Below are 15,423 nucleotides of genomic sequence, written 5' to 3' on the forward strand. Positions count from 1 at the left end.
GCCCCCGCCGCGACCGGGTGGCGCGTTGACCCGCCCGCCCCTGGGTCTAGCTTCGCAGTCGCGGGCCCCGCCGTTGAGGGCTCGGGGAGCGATCCTTCAGGATGAGCCAGGATTCCACGGTCGCCGTCATCGGCAGCGGGCTCGGCGGACTCGCGGCCGCGTGCGTCGCCGCAGCGCGGGGCCACCGCGTGACGGTCTACGACAAGAACGGCTGGCTCGGCGGAAAGGCGGCGGTGCTGCACGAGGGCGGCTTCCGCTTCGACATGGGCCCGACCATCCTGACCGTACCCCGGGTGCTGGAGCGGATCTTCGCCGAGGCCGGGCGCTCGGTCCACGACTATATGGACCTGCGCCGGCTCGACCCGCAATGGCGCTGCTTCTTCGACGACGGCACCCATATCGACCTGATGCAGGACGTCGAGCGGATGGCCGGCGACATGGAGCGCTTCGCGCCCGGCACCGGCGAGGGCTACAAGAAGTTCATCTCGATCTCGGAGCACCTCCACGGCGTCTCCGAACGGTTCTTCTTCTGGAAGCCGGTGGAGGACCTGTTCGACACGATCAACATCCGCGCCAACATGAATCCCGGCACGCTGCGCGACGTGCTGTCCCTGCGCATGCACGCCTCCGTCGCCTCGACCATCCGCGGCAAGGTCAAGGACGCCCGGCTCGCGCAGATGCTCGACCACTTCGTGCAGTATGTCGGCTCCTCGCCCTACGGCGCACCGGCGGTGCTCTGCGCCATCGCCCACATGCAGACCGCGGACGGCGTCTGGTATCCGATGGGCGGCACCCGGGCGGTGGCGGAAGGACTGGCGAAGCTCGCCCAGGAACTCGGCGCCACCTGCAAGACCGATACCGAGGTTACGGGGATCGAGACCGCCAACGGCGCGGTCCGGGGCGTGCGCACCGCCGACGGCGTCACACCGTTCGACGCGGTGATCTCCAACATGGATTCGGTGCGGACCTACCGCGAGCTCGTCGGCGGCGAGGCGGCCAAGGCCTACGCCAAGAAGAACCCCGAGCCGGCCTGCTCGGGCGTGGTGCTCTATCTCGGCCTGAACAAGCGCTACGAGCACCTGAACCACCACGACTTCGTCTTCTCCCGGGACCCGGAAGAGGAGTTCGATTACATCTACAACAAGGGCGAGCCGGCCCCGGACCCGACCGCCTACCTGGCGGCACCTTCCTCCACCGATCCGAGCGTGGCGCCGGAGGGCGGCGAGGCGCTCTACGTCCTGGTGCACACGCCCTATCTCCGGCCCCACCACGACTGGCGCCCGGACGGGCCGCTGTTCCAAAATTACCGCCGGACGATCCTCGACAAGCTCAAGCGGACCGCCGGCATGCCGGATGTGGAGGAGCGCATCGTGGTCGAGCGCCACCTGACGCCGCAGGACATCCACGAGCGCTACAAGGTCCTCAACGGCGCGATTTACGGCCTCGCCTCGCACGGGCGGGTGATGGGCGCGTTCAAGCCGGGCAACCGCTCGCGGCAGGTGCGCGGGCTCTATCTGGCGGGCGGCGCCGCCCACCCCGGACCCGGCATGCCGATGGTCATGATGTCGGGCTGGATCGCCGCAGACGCCCACGATCAGGACGCCCGCGGCACGCTGCGCGCCTCTGCGTGAGGCATGCGGAGCCGGATACGTCCTCCTACGCGGGAGGAGGGAGACGCGCGCAGCTTCCTCCCGTTTCCCCCCCGATCCGCGCGTTCATGGTGGCATGGTTCGCGCGCTACCTGCATCGCCACTTCGATGCCCTGCGCTTGCCGCTCTGGAGCACGCTCCCGGCCGCCGACCACCCCGGGCCGATCGTCGTCTACAGCAACCATCCGGCGTGGTGGGACGCGCTCCTCATCATCGTGCTGGCAGGGCGGCTTTACCCAGGCCGGACGAGCCGCGCGCCCTTCGACGCGGCCATGCTGGCGCGCTACCGCATCTTCGAACGGATCGGCGCATTCGGGGTGGATCTCGACAGTGCCCGTGGCGCCGCGCAGTTCCTGGCCGCCGCCCGCTCGATCCTGTCCGGACCGGACGGGATGCTCTGGATCACCGCCCAGGGCCGCTTCGCCGACGTGCGGGCCCGCCCCCTCAACCTCCGGGCCGGCGTCGCGCGGCTCGCCGAGATTGCGCCGGATGCCCTGTTCGTTCCCCTCGCTCTCGAATACACCTTTTGGGACGAGCGCGGTGCCGGCGCCTTCGCGGCGTTCGGTCCGGGGATCGCGGGTGCCGAACTCGCCGCCCTGCCCCGGCCGGAGCGGCTCGCACGCCTCGAAACCGAGCTCACCGCCACCCTGGACCGCCTCGGCACCGACGTGATCAGCCGCGACCCGGAGCGCTTTCGGGTCTTGGTGACCGGCCGCAAGGGCGTCGGCGGGGTCTACGACGTCTGGCGGCGCGCCGCAGCCCGGCTCTCCGGGCGCCGGTTCGATCCGTCGCACCGCGCGTCCGACGGCTCCGGTCCAACCCCATGAGGCCTTTCGCTCCAACAGGTCCGCGTGCGATGCCTGCAGCCGGTGGCGCCACTCCCGAGGCCGGAGCATGACCGACCCGTTCACCGCGATCGCGACGGCCCTAGCCCTCCTCTGCCTGATCGCGGCGCTGGTTCCGGCTGTGATGGCGGCGGTGAACCTCGCGGTGCTGCGCAGGCCGCCCCCGGCGGCGGAGGCCGAGCCCGTCTCGATCCTGATCCCGGCGCGCAATGAGGCCGGCAACATCGCCGAGACCGTGCGGGCGGCGCTGGCCAGCACCGGCGTCCCGGTCGAGGTGATCGTCGGCGACGACCATTCGACGGACGCGACCCCGGAGATCGTGCGCGCCGTCGATGATCCGCGCCTGCGGCTCGTGTCCGTGCCAGCCCTGCCCGAGGGCTGGACCGGGAAGAACCATGCCTGCGCCCATATGGCCGGGCTGGCGACCGGCCGGGACCTGCTGTTCATCGACGCCGACGTGCGTCTGGCGCCCGAGGCCGCCTCCTGCCTCGCCGCGCAGGCGCGGCGCACCGGGGCGGCCCTGGTCAGCGGCGTGCCACGCCAGCGGACCGAAACCGTCGGCGAGATGCTGACGGTGCCGATGATCGACTTCCTGCTCCTCGGCTACCTGCCGGTGCCGCTCATGCGCCGCCTGCGCGACCCGGCCCTTGGGGCAGCCTGCGGCCAGCTCATCCTGATCGATCGCGCGGCCTATGTGGCAACCGGAGGACACGGCGCGATCCGCACCTCCCTCCACGACGGCGTACGCCTGCCGCGGCTGTTTCGCGCCGCCGGATACAGGACCGACCTCGTCGCGGCCGCATCGCTCGCCACCTGCCGGATGTACGAGGGCTTCGCCCAGGCCTGGGCAGGCTTCTCCAAGAACGCCCACGAGGGCATGGCGACGCCGCGCGCCCTGCCGGTCTGGACCGTGCTGCTCGGCTGCGGCCAGGTCCTGCCGCCGCTCCTCGTCCTGGCCGGCCTGTGCGGCCTCGCGTCGTCCACCGTCCTGGTCCTCGCGGCGGCGGCCTGCCTCTTATCCCTCGCGACCCGGACGGCAATCACCCTGGCGGTACGGGCGCCACTGGCGACGATCCCGCTCCATCCCGCCGCGGTGCTGGTCGCCCTGGCGATTCAGTGGAACGTCCTGCTGCGCCGGGAGCGGGCGGGTGCGGCCACCTGGAAGGGTCGGAGTTATCCGGTGAGCGGGCACTGACCCTGTCGACGGATCCGCCGGCGGAATCGTGCCCAGCGGAGCGGCCCCACGCCTCAACCCGCGGCCGGATCGCCGGCGGCACCGACCGACCCGGCGGCGCCCGTCTCCGCCAGGATCCAGGCCGCGGTGTCGGCATCGGAGCCGGCGACCGGCAGGTGCAGGATGATCGGCGTCTCGTAGGGATGGCGGGCCTTCAGCGCCGCCGACAGGGCGTCCGCGAGGCCCTCGCGGCTCTTGAGGATCGCCGCAACCTCCTCGCCGCGTTCCACGGCGCCCTTCCAGCTGTAGACCGATTGCATCCCCGGCAGCACGTTGATGCAGGCGATCAGCCGCTCGCGGACAAGGGCCTCGCCGATGTTGAGGGCCGAGGCGAGGTCGGGAAAGGTGGTGTAGACGAGGAGCGGACGCTCCATGCTATGCCTCCGGTATGCAGCTTTCCCGGCAGTGAGGCGCAGGCCGGGCCGAGACGTCAACCGGGCGGTTCGCTCATCAGACTGGAGCCGTGACGTGAACGCCGACGCCACCCCGACGCGCCCGCCAAGCTGCGCCTGAGCGATGCCGCACGTCAAGAAGATCGCCTTCGTGGCGAGCCCCACCGGCCATGCCCGCGAGGCCGCCGCCGCCCTGATGCGGCGCTACGACCATGTCCCGCCCGAAGAGGCGGACGTTGTCGTGGCCCTCGGCGGCGACGGGCTGATGCTCCAAGTGCTGCATCGGTTCATGGACAACCCCAAGCCGATCTACGGGATGAACCGCGGCACGGTCGGCTTCCTGATGAACGAGTTCCGGGACGACGACCTGCTGGAGCATCTGGAAGCCGCCCAGCGCAGCGTCATCCACCCGCTGTTGATGGACGTGCTCGACACCGAGGGCCGGTCCCACCGGGCGCGGGCGATCAACGAGGTCTACCTGCTGCGCCAGACGCACCAGACGGCCAAGCTGAAGATCGCCGTCGACGGAAACGTAAGGCTGGACCTGCTGATCGCCGACGGAGTCTTGGTCGCCACCGCGGCGGGCTCGACCGCCTACAACCTGTCGGTGGGAGGACCCATCCTGCCGCTCGATGCCAAGCTGCTGGCGCTCACGCCGATCTCGGCCTTCCGGCCCAGGCGCTGGCGCGGCGCGCTGCTGCCGGACTACGCGCGGATCCGGATCGACGTGCTGGACGCACCCCATCGGCCCGTGGCGGCTGTGGCCGATCACACCGAGTTCCGCCGTGTCTGCACGGTGGAGACCTCCCTCGACCGGGCGACCGAACTGGTCCTGCTGCACGATCCCGGCCACAGCCTCGACGAGCGCATCCTGCGCGAGCAGTTCGGATGAGCCTGAACATCCGGGCCGCCTGCGCGGCGGATCGTGGGGCGATCACGCACATCATTCTGCCGACGATCCGGGCCGGGGAGACCTACGCGCTGGATCCCGACCTCGGCGAGGCCGAGGCCCTCGCCTACTGGACCGGCGCGGACCGCGAGACCTTCGTGGCCGCGTCGGACGGCGTGGTGCTCGGCACCTACTACCTCCGCGCCAATCAGGCCGGCGGAGGCGCCCATGTCGCGAATTGCGGTTTCATGACCGGCGCCGAGGCGACGGGACGCGGCGTCGCACGGGCCATGTGCGCGCACAGCCTTGACCGGGCGCGGGCGCGCGGCTTCACGGCGATGCAGTTCAACTTCGTGGTCAGCGCCAACGTGCGGGCGGTACGGCTATGGGAGAGCTTCGGCTTCGCCGTCGTCGGGCGGCTGCCAGGGGCGTTCCGGCATCCGAGCCTCGGCCTCGTCGATGCGCTCGTGATGTTCCGGACGCTCTGACCTCGTGAGCGGTCGGCGCTATGGCGCCGCGACGAGGTCGCCTTCGCGAATCGCGCGCTCACCGCCCTGCGTGCGGATTCGATACGAGGGCTCGCCGGTCTGATCCTCCGGCATCAGCCGCAGGACCTCGAACACCTCGCCCGCCCCCTTATCTTCGGGAAGCCCGGTGCGGGGCCGGCAGACGCGCTGGCCGACCTTGAACTTGTGCGACATGGCGGGCTCCTGGGGTGTCGTCACGATGGCGGTTCAGCGCCGCTTCTGGGCCTTCGCCTTGCGGGCGAGATAGCGCGCGTCGCGCTGCGCCTTCTGCTCCGCCTGCAGGGCCTTGGCGCGCTCCTGTGCGGCCAGCTGCTCGGCCTGCTTCCGCTCGATCTCGGCCAGGCGCTCGGCCTCCGCAGCGGCGGCGGCACGGGCGATCTCGGCCTGACGCGCGGCCTCGCGCTCCGCGGCGCGGGCTTCCCGGGCGTCGATCACGGCGCGGCGGGCGGATTGGCGGGCGAGAACCGCCGGGTCATCGGCGCGCGGTCGCGCCCGGAACCGGGCCAGCATCTCGGACCGCGCCTTGGCGGCGGTCTCGAGGCGATCAACGACGCCCTGCTTGTTGAGAAAGCTCACGAACACTCCGGGTCAGGGCGTGGCAGAGGCCGACGCCGCGGATAGGGTTGCAGAAACGAAGAAGCCGCTCCGGGAGGAGCGGCTTCACGGGAAACCTGGCGGACGGCGATCAGGCCGTCTGGAGCTGGCCGGCGGACTGCTTGCCGCTGCGACGGTCGGTCTCCAGCTCGTAGGAGACCTTCTGGCCCTCGTTCAGGCTGCGCAGGCCGGCGCGCTCGACGGCCGAGATGTGGACGAACACGTCCTTGCCGCCGTCATCCGGCTGAATGAAGCCGTAGCCCTTGGTCTCGTTGAACCACTTGACGGTTCCGGTGCTCATGGAAGTCCTTGGTCTTCGCAGGAAAAGTGAGAGATGGCACCCGCTCGACCGAGCTGGTACCGGCATCGACCGCTAGCGATAGGAAAGTTAGAACCGCCCTGCGAAGGCGTAACGGTCCAAAATATCCGGACACGTGCCGATTGCGTCGGAATAGACCCTCGACGGTTTTTTGGCAAGCCTGAGGAAATACTTCTCTCGGCGCTGGGGCGGTTCCGCCGGAGAATTCCGTCCCGACAATCGCGTTGAACCGCCGCAGGTCAGGAAATTTGCCGCCACGATACGGGTGTAAATCGTGGTTGGAACTGACGAATTCTGTCACCGCGGGCGTCCGCCCGGGGCGCCTCGGAGACGAAAGCGCTCCCTGGATCACGCTCCCACGGGCTGGCGCGCCGCTGCCTACCCAGCAAGTCTGCGCCGGCCAGTCATACGGGACACGACACGCGACCTCGAAAGCCTCCGGCCGCCCTTCCGACCCTGTCCCTGAGGCGTCGGAGCGCCGCGGAGGCCTCAAGCGAGTCCTCCAGCCGGCCGCTGCGGCCCCTGAGAAAGTACGGTTTGGAAACGCGAAATCCGATCTCGCGGGGTCCTCGTGCAATGCCAGTCCCCGAGAGCGTGCTGACGTCCCCTGAGATCGTAGCACGCTCTAGGCCGGCACCACGCGCAGCACGCCCTCGCCGCGGCGATGCCCCACCGCGGTCACGGCGACTTCGCGGGCTCGGCCATGGGCGACAAGGGCCGCAGCGAGAGCCGCGCCGGCCGGCGCCGCCACCTCGAGGCCGTGCCCGACCACGTCGCCGAGGGCGTGGATCCGGGCGCCCGGTGCCAGCCGCGCGAGGGCATCCTCCTCCTCCGCGGTGATCGGCGCGACGCCGGTCGCACCCGACAGAACCCGGTCGGGCGACTCAATCCCGGCTTGGCGCCAGAGGCCGTCGAGGCTTGTGGCGACGCTGCCCGGCGCGCGCCGGGTCCGGTCGCTCGCCACCGCGTCGAGCCGGGCGAGGGCTCGGGCTCCGCGGGCGGCGGCATGCGCCTCCGACTCGAGCATCAGGAAGGCCGCGCAGCTCCCGAGGATGAAGCCGCCCGCCGCGCCGCGCGCGAAGACCGGCCGATAGGCGTCGCGGGCGAGATAGCCGCCCATCTCGTGGATCACCAGCACGTCCGGCCGCTCGGCGCTGTAGGAGCCGCCGACCAGGATCGCGTCGATCTGGCCCGACGCCACCCGCGCCCGTGCGATCCGCAGGGCGTCGACCCCGGCGGATTCCTCACCCATGAAGGTGCGCGAAGCACCCGTGACCCCGTGCACGATGGCGATGTTGCCGGCGAGCAGGTTCGAGAGCTGGGCGAGGAACAGCGTCGGGCGCAGGTCGTTCTGGAGCCGCTCGTTCAGGTAGGCACCGGGGTCCGGCGCGTCGCGCAGGCCGGTCAGGATCGCTCCATCGACCGCGTAGTCGCGCTCGCCGCCGCCCGCCGCCGCCACGAGGTGGAGCGCCTGTTTCAGGCCGGCCTCGTCCTTCACCCCGGCGGATTCCAGGGCAAGCCCCGCAGCGTAGACGCCGAGGCGCTGCCACGCCTCCATCTGGCGCTGATCGCTGCGCTTCGGGATCTGTCCATCCCAGGCGATCGTCGGGGCCGGATGCACCGGATAGGGCGCGAAGGTCTCGGTGTCGGTGCGGGGCGCCGCGCCGCCATCGAGGGCCGCGAGATGCGCCTCGACGCCCTCGCCCGCGCAGGAGACGAGGCCGAGGCCGGTGACGACGACCGGTCGGCTCATGGCTGGCCCACCGGCTGGTCCACCGCCGGAAGCAGCCCGATGGATCGGGCCCGCGCGCGCATGGGCGCGTCGAGCCCGTCGGGGAACGGCATGGTGCGGAAGCGCAGCTCGGCGTCGCACAGGGCCTTGCCGGCATGGCTGATCGCGGCCTTCGTCACCGCGTAGCCCGAGCCGTCATGCTCCAGGCTCGCCGTCACGACGAGGTCGGCCCCCGGACCGACGAAGGAGCGGAACCGGGCCTTGTCGACGCCGGTGAGGAAAGGCATCCGGGCGAAATCGAGATGGGCGAGGACGAGGTAGCCCGACGCCTGCGCCATGGTCTCGGTGAGCAGCACGCCGGGCACCAGCGGATGGCCGGGGAAATGCCCCTCGAAGACCGGGCTCTGGAGAGGCACCCGGGCGAGCGCCTCGATCCGCCCGGCGGCTCGGTCCAGGAGCCGCACGGAATCGATCATCTCGAAGTATTCGAGGCGCATGGCGGACCGGGCTACCCGAGTCAGACCTTGGCGGCCTTCTCGGCCACCAAGCCGTCGATGCGCGCGCACAGGTTCTTGAGAACGAAGTACTCTTCCGCCGGGACCTTGCCCTCGTTGACCTCCTGGGTCCAGCGCTCCAGGGGCAGCTTGATACCGAAGGCCTTGTCCACCGCGAAGGCGATGTCGAGGAAGGCGAGGCTGTCGATGCCGAGGTCGTCGATGGCGTGGCTCTCGGGCGTGATCTTGTCCCGCGGGATGTCGGCGGTCTCGGCTATGATGTCGGCCACGCGCTCGAAGGTGGCGCTGCCGTGGGCGGGCTCGTCGGACATATCTTCTCGCGGGCTGTTCGAATTCCGGTCGATCGTGCGGGAGCCCCCTCGCCGCCGGGCGGCCCGGTGCTCGCGTCCCGCGCGGCCGCCCAACGCGTCTACGGGCCCCGTACGCGGCCCCGTCGAATGGCGGCGACCTCTACACGAGGGGGTCAGAGGCGGCAACCGCGACGGTTCCCCCGGCGTTTGAGGGCTTGTCCACACGCACGCGCAATCGTGTGTGCGGACGCGCGTTCCGTCGTCCGGCGCCGACCCTAGGTGCAAGGCGCGGCGGCCGAGTGTGCCCAGGAGACCTGACGGATGCAACCGATGATCAAACCCGGCACCCCGCCGGTGCCGGTCGAGACGCCCTTGCCGCACCATCAGGGTCCATCGCAGGAGCTTCCGCCTCACGAGCGGGCGCGCTCGCAGGGGGCGGCTCGGGTCCTGCTGGTCCTGGCGCTCTCGGCCCTCGGCCTGTGGATCCTGCACGAGTTCCTGCCGGCGCTGGCCTGGGCGGTGGTTCTGGCGATTGCCCTGTGGCCGCTCTACACGCGCCTCGAGCGGCGCTTCCCACCCGGCAAGCACAACATCCTGCTGCCCACGCTGATGACCGTGGCGGTAGCGCTGGTCTTCCTCGCGCCGCTCGCCGTTCTGGGCATCCAGGCCGCCCGGGAAGCCCACGACGTGGCCGAGTTCGTGCGCAACGCCGAGGCGAACGGCATCCCGGCGCCGGACTTCCTCCAGCACCTGCCCTACGGCGCGCCTCAGGCGACTGCGTGGTGGAACGACAATCTCGGCCACGCCCAGGCCGGCTCCGACCTGCTGCGCCGGTTCGAGAACAACTCGGTGATCGGCGCCTCGCGGAATGTCGGCCGCGAGATCGTGCACCGGATCGTGCTGTTCGGCTTCAGCCTCGTGGCATTGTTCTTCCTGTTCCGCGATTGGCGCACGGTTCGGGACCAGTCGCTCACCGCCTGCCACCGGCTGTTCGGACCCCGCGGCGAGCGCGTCGCCCGCCAGATGGTGGCCTCGGTGCACGGGACCGTCGACGGCCTCGTGCTGGTGGGACTCGGCGAGGGCTTCGTGCTCGGGATCGTCTACTACTTCGCCGGCGTGCCGCACCCGGTCCTACTCGGCGCCTTCACGGCAGTGGCGGCGATGATCCCGTTCGGCGCCGCCGTCGCCATCGCCATCGCCGCGCTGCTGCTGGTGGCGGCCGGCTCGGCGAAGGCGGCGCTGGTCGTCGCGGCGGCAGGACTCGTGGTGACCTTCGTGGCCGATCACTTCATCCGGCCGGCCCTGATCGGCGGCACGACGAAGCTGCCCTTCCTATGGGTGCTGCTCGGCATTCTGGGGGGTGTCGAGACCTTCGGGCTGCTCGGCCTGTTCGTCGGGCCTGCCGTGATGGCTGCCCTGGTCCTGCTGTGGCGCGAATTCACCGAGGGCCACGATCAAACGGCCTGAGCCGTCCGAACGCCGATCAATCGGCCGCGCCCGTCCCGGCCGAGGCCTCGACCCGGCGCCGGTCCTGGCGCCAGTCGGCCGGCTTCTCGAACGTGCCAGCCCAGATGCCGCGGCGGGTCGCCCAGGCGCGGCCCTCTTGGCGGTTGTAGGCCGTCGTCACGTGGCGGCTGGCGAGCGCCAATCCCTGTCCGACCATCCAGGCGGACAGATCCTCGCCATGCGCGTGGCAGATTCCCGCGACGCGTCCCGCAACCGAACCCTCGCGCCGCTCACAAGTCACCACGGCCCCGGCAATCCTGGCATTCAGCGCCTGCATGGCCTCGCGGCCACAACGGTATTCCCGCCCCGCCGCGGTCTCGCAGCTCTGCGCGGTCTCGGGGGCGTCGATACCGTAGAGATGGATGCGGGTGCCCTGCACCTCGATCGTATCGCCGTCGACCACAGTCGCCGGGCCACTGACCGTCCCGGCAGCGACCGCGGGACCGCAGAGGAGGAACAGGGCAAGCATCGGTCTGATCATCGGAGGATGTCCACGCGGGAGGCGATCGTTCTGACGAGAAGGCTGCTGGGGCCGCCAAGCTGCGCGGCCAATGTGGCGATTTTGCCGGAGCGGACAATTGCCGGTCGTAGGTGGCAGACGCTATCGCGCGCGGGTTGCGAAAGTGTTCCGCGTCGCGGAACGGCGGCTCAGACCAACCGTTCAGCTGGATGACCTTCCTCAAAACCCTGCTGACTGCGCTGGCCGTCTGCCTCGCCCTTATCGTCTGGGCCGGCTACGCGATCGGGCCGACGCGGCCGGGTGCTGAAACCGCGCCGGGCCTGACGGCCGCAGCGGTGCTCGCGAGTGACGGCATGGCGCCGGACGGCCGGCCGGGTGAACCGGCGCTGGATCGCGCGGCCCTCAGCCGCCTGACGGGGAGCATCTCCGACGGGAAGCAGGCGGCATCGGTGGGTACGCCTGCTGGCTGAGAAGAGGTCGGCGCGATTCGCGTGCGGCTAGGGCGCGACAAGGACGCGACCAAGCACGCCGTCTTCGCTTACCTCAGGTCCGGTACTTGCCGTTGCGCTTGACGAGGACTCGGGTCCCGACCGGCACGCGCTCGTAGAGGTCGGCGATATCCTCGTTGAGCATCCGCACGCAGCCCGAGGAGAGCTGCTCGCCGATGCTCCACGGCTCGTTGGTGCCGTGGATGCGGAAGAGGATGTCGCGGTTGCCCTGGTAGAGGTAGAGCGCGCGGGCGCCGAGGGGATTGTCGACGCCGCCCTTGCGGGTCCGTGGCAGGTCCGGATTCAGCGAGACCATCGTGACAGTCGGGCTCCAGTCGGGCCAGACGCCCTTGCGGCCGACGCGCGCCTCGCCCTTCCAGGAGAAGCCGGCCTTGCCGACGCCGACGCCGTACTGCATCGCGGTACCGTCCGCCTGCACGAGGACGAGCTGGCGCTTGTCGATGTCGACCACGATCGTGCCGGGCTGCTCGGGCCCGTTATAGCTCACCTGCTGGCGGCGGTACTTCGGATCGAGCCGCTGGGTGTCGACCAGGGGAATGTCGTAGGGCTTGTCGGCCTTCGTCCCGATGTACCACGCCGAGTCGTCGTCCTGCGCGACCTGGACGGGTCGGGTCTGGCAGGCCGCCAGGGGTGCGATCGCCACGACGGCGAGCAGGATTCGCGAGAGGAGGATCCGGCGAACGCGGCTCCAGGCCGAGGGATTGGTCGCGATCATGGGTCCTGTCATGCGGGCTGCGGTTCTCGGGCCGGTTCTCGAGCCCATGACTACCGTCTCGCGGCCGGCGACGATGTAGCTTTTCAGCCGCATCGAACCGCGAGCGCCCGCTCCCGCGGCCACGGTTGCGCCCTAATTCAGAATCGAGGCGGACCTTCGGTACGGTCACCGCGGAGGGGATTGATGCCCGACACCCAGACACTTGCCGATGTTGCGCCAGAGGCGCCGACTGCGATCCTCAGCCCGGCCATCCACCTCGACCATTGCGTCATCCACGTGAGCGACTGGGCGCGGTCCAATGCCTTCTACCGCGACGTGGTGGGCGCCGAGATCATCGAGCGCGGCGCGGGCTTCGCTTACCGGTTCGGCGGCGTGCAGCTCAATTGCCACGGCCCGGGCGTCGCGGCGACGCCGGTGGCCGAGAAGCCCGTGATGCCCGGCAACAGCGATCTCTGCTTCCGCTGGTCGGGGACGATCGAGGAAGCCATCGCCCATCTCCAAACATCGGGCGTCCCGGTCGAACTGGGTCCGGTCGAGCGGCACGGCGCCGCGGGCGCGGGCATCAGTGTCTACTTCCGGGATCCGGACGGCTCCCTGCTGGAATTCATCACCTATCCGCTGGAGTGACGCGGCACAGGCGCGGTCAGGCCCGACTCTCGGCGAGCGCCTGGTTGGTCTGCTCCAGGCGCAGCGCCAGCACCCGCATAAGGGCGATGCTAATCTGTGGAAACTGTGCGAGCAATTCCAGGAAGACGCCGCGATCGATGCGCAGGGCCGTGACCGCGGATTCTGCCGTGACAGTGGCGGATCGAGGCTGCTCGGCCAGGATGCCCATCTCGCCGACAAGGGCATCCTGGCCCAGCAGCGCCAGCCGCACCGGGCCGGCGGGACCATCGATGCTGACCTCCGCGGTTCCCTGAAGGATCACGTAGGCCGCATCCGCCACGTCGCCGCGGGCAAAGAACCGCTGCCCCGGCTCGAAATGCACACGCTCGCTGGTGAAGGCCAGGAGCTTCAGGCGCGCCGGCTCCACCTCGCGGAACAGCGGCACCTGCTTCAGGGAGGAAACCTCGGTGTCGAGGGTCATACGGGGGCTCCGCGACGGGTCTCAAGCCCAGGACGGCGGGGCCGGACGGGCCCGCCTATCCATGCGGTTCGTCAAGCACTTGTCCAGCCCCGACCCCGACGCATCGCCCTCGCGGCCGCACCGCAGCCTTGCCGCACGCCCCGCAATCGGCTTGGTTCTGTGGTTGGTCCTAGCCTTGGGCACGGCAGGCCATTCGGCCCAGGCGCGCCTCGCCCAAGCCGACCTCGCCCGCGTAGCCGTCGCCCCACCACCGGGGGCGCGTGCGCCCCTCGACCTGACAGCTACGGACGCGCTGACGGGGCAGGCCACGACCCTTGGGCAGGCGCTCGGGGGCAAGCCAGCCCTGTTGCTGCCGGTGGACTACACCTGCGGCAACGTCTGCGATCCGATGGTCTCCATGTCGGCCGACGCCCTGGCGGCCACCGGTCTCGCCCAGACCGACTACGCCCTGGTGCTTGTCGGGATCGACCCGCGCGACGATGCCGCGGCCGCTCGTCGCATGATCGCGGACACCCTGAGCGACCGTGCGACGGCAACCAGCCCCATCATGCTCATCGTCACAGAACCCGCCCTCGCCCAGCTTAGCGGCGCCCTTGGCTACACCGCCCTCTACGACGCGGGCACGGATAGCTTCGCCCACCCGGCCGCCGCCCTGCTGCTTGCAGGCGACGGGCGCGTCGCCCGGGTGCTCTCGCCACTGGCCCTCACCGGGCGGGATCTCCGCCTCGCCCTCACGGAGGCGGGTGAGGGCCGGGTCGGAAGCCTGACCGATCGGCTCGCCCTTCTCTGCTACGGTTTCGACGCAGCGCGCGGCATCTACACGCCCCTGATCCAGCGCATCCTCACGATAGCCGGGATCGCGACGATCCTAGCCATCGGCCTGCTCATTCTGGGGCTTACCCGCCGCGCGCGAACGCGAGCGGGTTGAGCTGCTACCCGGATCAGCGCTTCGTCGACAGGCCCTGCTCGCCCGGCTCAGGCGCTTCACGCTTGAGGCTGGCATTCAGGTGAGGCGAATCGACCGGCTCTTCACGGGTCGTCGGCCGGGCGGAATCCTCGGGTGCCGGCATCGGCGGCAGGGGCGGCGTGTTTGGCTCCAACGCCGGGCTCCGCCCCGCGCCATCCTTCACCATGTTGCGATTCGTCATGCGAGAAAGCCCTTTTCCCCGTTCGGCATCGAGGGACGACGTTGCGCCACGATCCCCAAGCCGCTCCGCTGACCCTTCCAGGGCGTGCCGGAGGGCATGTGCGCAGACCAACCCAGGTCGTTCCTGGTCCAACGCCGTGCACAAGACGCAGGTTGCCGCCAAGCTGAGCTGTTAGAAGCTTGAGCAGGTCTCGGGACAGGAACCTTGGTTATTGCTGAAGGTTGTTGCGGGGTGAAGCGAAGCCTGAGGAGGAACTGATGGCATCCGGAAACTCGACCTCGAAGCGAGGCTTTGCCTCGATGGACTTGGAGCGGCAGCGCGAGATCGCCAGCAAGGGCGGACGCAGCGTGCCCGCCGAGAAGCGCTCATTCTCTCAGGATCGCGAACTCGCCTCCTCCGCTGGGCGTAAGGGTGGCCAATCCACGGGTACCGGCCGCGCCGAGTGACGCATCCATCCCGTCGTAATGCGTAGCGGCGCCGCGTCCTCTGGACCGGCGCCGCCTTCGTTTGGTGGAAACATGCGCGGTGAGACGCGCACAACGAAAAGCCCCGCCTGACCAGCGGGGCCTTTTGTAGGTCGGAGTCGGAAAGGCCGAAATCAGGAGATGCAGCGGCCTGGGGTCATGCGCCGCGCCTCGGGGCCCACCAGTGAGCTGAGGGCGGTTTCACACCCCTCGCGGACCATCCGACGCGCCGGCTGCTTCAGGATCGGCCGAATGTTCAAATCCTGCGCCTCGCCGGCGACCGGAGCGATGCCGCGCTCGGCCCTCTGAACACCCGCGACACGCGTCGGGCTGATGGAGAGAGAGACGGGCCGCATGCCGGGCAGCGGGGCCTGGATGACCTGCATCACCGGGACCGGAGCCTTCCAATGGTCGGCGGTGTCACGCACGACCGGCTGCACGAGGACAGTGAGAAGAGCGGCGGGAGCACTCACGCCCAGAATGAAACCAGACCGCAGCATAGCCCCGACCTCATCGCGAGAGCTTGACAGGATGTTGTGATAACGCGG

Annotated in this window: 22 protein-coding genes; 10 read left to right on the top strand and 12 right to left on the bottom strand. The window is 70.1% G+C overall.

The window, feature by feature from the left end; all coding sequences use genetic code 11:
- Positions 1 to 101: 101 nt before the first annotated feature.
- The 3 genes from ACLBX9_RS10560 to ACLBX9_RS10570 all read left to right on the top strand — a co-directional run bounded on the left by ACLBX9_RS10560 (position 102) and on the right by ACLBX9_RS10570 (position 3,689).
- Complete coding sequence (locus ACLBX9_RS10560) at positions 102 to 1,631, top strand: phytoene desaturase family protein (RefSeq protein WP_447718909.1); 1,530 nt, start codon at positions 102 to 104, stop codon at positions 1,629 to 1,631.
- A gap of 86 nt (positions 1,632 to 1,717) precedes the next feature.
- A complete protein-coding gene (locus tag ACLBX9_RS10565; protein WP_447718910.1) occupies positions 1,718 to 2,476 on the top strand; it encodes a lysophospholipid acyltransferase family protein in 759 nt (252 codons plus the stop codon).
- Positions 2,477 to 2,543: 67 nt separating this feature from the next.
- Entirely contained in the window at positions 2,544 to 3,689 is a 1,146-nt protein-coding gene (locus ACLBX9_RS10570; protein WP_010683696.1) for a glycosyltransferase, read from the top strand.
- Positions 3,690 to 3,742: 53 nt separating this feature from the next.
- Here the strand turns inward: ACLBX9_RS10570 and cutA are convergent, their stop codons facing one another.
- Positions 3,743 to 4,102: a divalent-cation tolerance protein CutA gene (gene cutA / locus ACLBX9_RS10575; protein WP_447718911.1), complete on the bottom strand. Its 360-nt coding sequence runs from the start codon at positions 4,100 to 4,102 to the stop codon at positions 3,743 to 3,745.
- A gap of 142 nt (positions 4,103 to 4,244) precedes the next feature.
- Here cutA and ACLBX9_RS10580 point away from each other — a divergent pair, with 142 nt between their 5' ends.
- A complete protein-coding gene (locus ACLBX9_RS10580; protein WP_010683694.1) occupies positions 4,245 to 5,012 on the top strand; it encodes an NAD kinase in 768 nt (255 codons plus the stop codon).
- Positions 5,013 to 5,014: 2 nt separating this feature from the next.
- Entirely contained in the window at positions 5,015 to 5,497 is a 483-nt protein-coding gene (locus ACLBX9_RS10585) for an N-acetyltransferase family protein (RefSeq protein ID WP_447718957.1), read from the top strand.
- Positions 5,498 to 5,515: 18 nt separating this feature from the next.
- Here ACLBX9_RS10585 and ACLBX9_RS10590 read toward each other — a convergent pair whose 3' ends face one another.
- From ACLBX9_RS10590 to ACLBX9_RS10615, 6 genes are all read right to left on the bottom strand, one after another.
- A complete protein-coding gene (locus ACLBX9_RS10590) occupies positions 5,516 to 5,710 on the bottom strand; it encodes a hypothetical protein (RefSeq protein ID WP_010683692.1) in 195 nt (64 codons plus the stop codon).
- A 33-nt stretch (positions 5,711 to 5,743) separates the two neighbouring features.
- Positions 5,744 to 6,112 carry a DUF6481 family protein gene (locus tag ACLBX9_RS10595; RefSeq protein ID WP_039893160.1) on the bottom strand — a complete coding sequence of 123 codons (369 nt, stop codon included), beginning with the start codon at positions 6,110 to 6,112 and terminating at the stop codon, positions 5,744 to 5,746.
- Between the two features lie 109 nt (positions 6,113 to 6,221).
- Positions 6,222 to 6,431, bottom strand: a complete 210-nt coding sequence (locus ACLBX9_RS10600; protein WP_010683690.1) for a cold-shock protein — start codon at positions 6,429 to 6,431, stop codon at positions 6,222 to 6,224.
- 643 nt (positions 6,432 to 7,074) lie between these two features.
- The gene (locus ACLBX9_RS10605; RefSeq protein WP_447718912.1) at positions 7,075 to 8,202 is read right to left on the bottom strand and encodes a beta-ketoacyl-ACP synthase; all 1,128 of its coding nucleotides are present in this window, start codon (positions 8,200 to 8,202) and stop codon (positions 7,075 to 7,077) included.
- Positions 8,199 to 8,678, bottom strand: a complete 480-nt coding sequence (locus ACLBX9_RS10610; protein WP_447718913.1) for a 3-hydroxyacyl-ACP dehydratase FabZ family protein — start codon at positions 8,676 to 8,678, stop codon at positions 8,199 to 8,201. The genes ACLBX9_RS10605 and ACLBX9_RS10610 overlap by 4 nt, the downstream gene beginning before the upstream one ends.
- A gap of 20 nt (positions 8,679 to 8,698) precedes the next feature.
- Positions 8,699 to 9,007: an acyl carrier protein gene (locus tag ACLBX9_RS10615; protein ID WP_010683687.1), complete on the bottom strand. Its 309-nt coding sequence runs from the start codon at positions 9,005 to 9,007 to the stop codon at positions 8,699 to 8,701.
- Between the two features lie 300 nt (positions 9,008 to 9,307).
- Here ACLBX9_RS10615 and ACLBX9_RS10620 point away from each other — a divergent pair, with 300 nt between their 5' ends.
- Complete coding sequence (locus ACLBX9_RS10620; RefSeq protein ID WP_447718914.1) at positions 9,308 to 10,453, top strand: AI-2E family transporter; 1,146 nt, start codon at positions 9,308 to 9,310, stop codon at positions 10,451 to 10,453.
- 16 nt (positions 10,454 to 10,469) lie between these two features.
- On the opposite strand, the gene ACLBX9_RS10625 is transcribed toward ACLBX9_RS10620, so the two are convergent.
- Positions 10,470 to 10,973 carry a thermonuclease family protein gene (locus tag ACLBX9_RS10625; RefSeq protein ID WP_447718915.1) on the bottom strand — a complete coding sequence of 168 codons (504 nt, stop codon included), beginning with the start codon at positions 10,971 to 10,973 and terminating at the stop codon, positions 10,470 to 10,472.
- Positions 10,974 to 11,161: 188 nt separating this feature from the next.
- Here ACLBX9_RS10625 and ACLBX9_RS10630 point away from each other — a divergent pair, with 188 nt between their 5' ends.
- On the top strand, positions 11,162 to 11,422 hold the full coding sequence (locus ACLBX9_RS10630) for a hypothetical protein (protein ID WP_447718916.1): 261 nt from the start codon (positions 11,162 to 11,164) through the stop codon (positions 11,420 to 11,422).
- A 73-nt stretch (positions 11,423 to 11,495) separates the two neighbouring features.
- Here ACLBX9_RS10630 and ACLBX9_RS10635 read toward each other — a convergent pair whose 3' ends face one another.
- Positions 11,496 to 12,176 (bottom strand): L,D-transpeptidase, encoded by a 681-nt coding sequence (locus tag ACLBX9_RS10635; RefSeq protein ID WP_039893095.1) that lies wholly within the window; start codon positions 12,174 to 12,176, stop codon positions 11,496 to 11,498.
- Positions 12,177 to 12,359: 183 nt separating this feature from the next.
- Here ACLBX9_RS10635 and ACLBX9_RS10640 point away from each other — a divergent pair, with 183 nt between their 5' ends.
- The gene (locus tag ACLBX9_RS10640; protein ID WP_010683682.1) at positions 12,360 to 12,803 is read left to right on the top strand and encodes a VOC family protein; all 444 of its coding nucleotides are present in this window, start codon (positions 12,360 to 12,362) and stop codon (positions 12,801 to 12,803) included.
- Positions 12,804 to 12,819: 16 nt separating this feature from the next.
- On the opposite strand, the gene ACLBX9_RS10645 is transcribed toward ACLBX9_RS10640, so the two are convergent.
- A complete protein-coding gene (locus tag ACLBX9_RS10645; protein WP_010683681.1) occupies positions 12,820 to 13,263 on the bottom strand; it encodes a cyclic nucleotide-binding domain-containing protein in 444 nt (147 codons plus the stop codon).
- 163 nt (positions 13,264 to 13,426) lie between these two features.
- Between ACLBX9_RS10645 and ACLBX9_RS10650 the strand changes: the two genes are divergently transcribed.
- The gene (locus tag ACLBX9_RS10650; protein WP_447718917.1) at positions 13,427 to 14,191 is read left to right on the top strand and encodes an electron transporter; all 765 of its coding nucleotides are present in this window, start codon (positions 13,427 to 13,429) and stop codon (positions 14,189 to 14,191) included.
- Between the two features lie 13 nt (positions 14,192 to 14,204).
- On the opposite strand, the gene ACLBX9_RS10655 is transcribed toward ACLBX9_RS10650, so the two are convergent.
- Entirely contained in the window at positions 14,205 to 14,411 is a 207-nt protein-coding gene (locus ACLBX9_RS10655; protein ID WP_010683679.1) for a hypothetical protein, read from the bottom strand.
- Between the two features lie 257 nt (positions 14,412 to 14,668).
- Here ACLBX9_RS10655 and ACLBX9_RS10660 point away from each other — a divergent pair, with 257 nt between their 5' ends.
- Positions 14,669 to 14,857 carry a con-10 family general stress protein gene (locus tag ACLBX9_RS10660; RefSeq protein WP_010683678.1) on the top strand — a complete coding sequence of 63 codons (189 nt, stop codon included), beginning with the start codon at positions 14,669 to 14,671 and terminating at the stop codon, positions 14,855 to 14,857.
- A 152-nt stretch (positions 14,858 to 15,009) separates the two neighbouring features.
- On the opposite strand, the gene ACLBX9_RS10665 is transcribed toward ACLBX9_RS10660, so the two are convergent.
- Positions 15,010 to 15,375, bottom strand: a complete 366-nt coding sequence (locus tag ACLBX9_RS10665; RefSeq protein WP_010683677.1) for a hypothetical protein — start codon at positions 15,373 to 15,375, stop codon at positions 15,010 to 15,012.
- Positions 15,376 to 15,423 lie beyond the last annotated feature (48 nt).

Source organism: Methylobacterium sp. A49B (genome assembly GCF_053346215.1).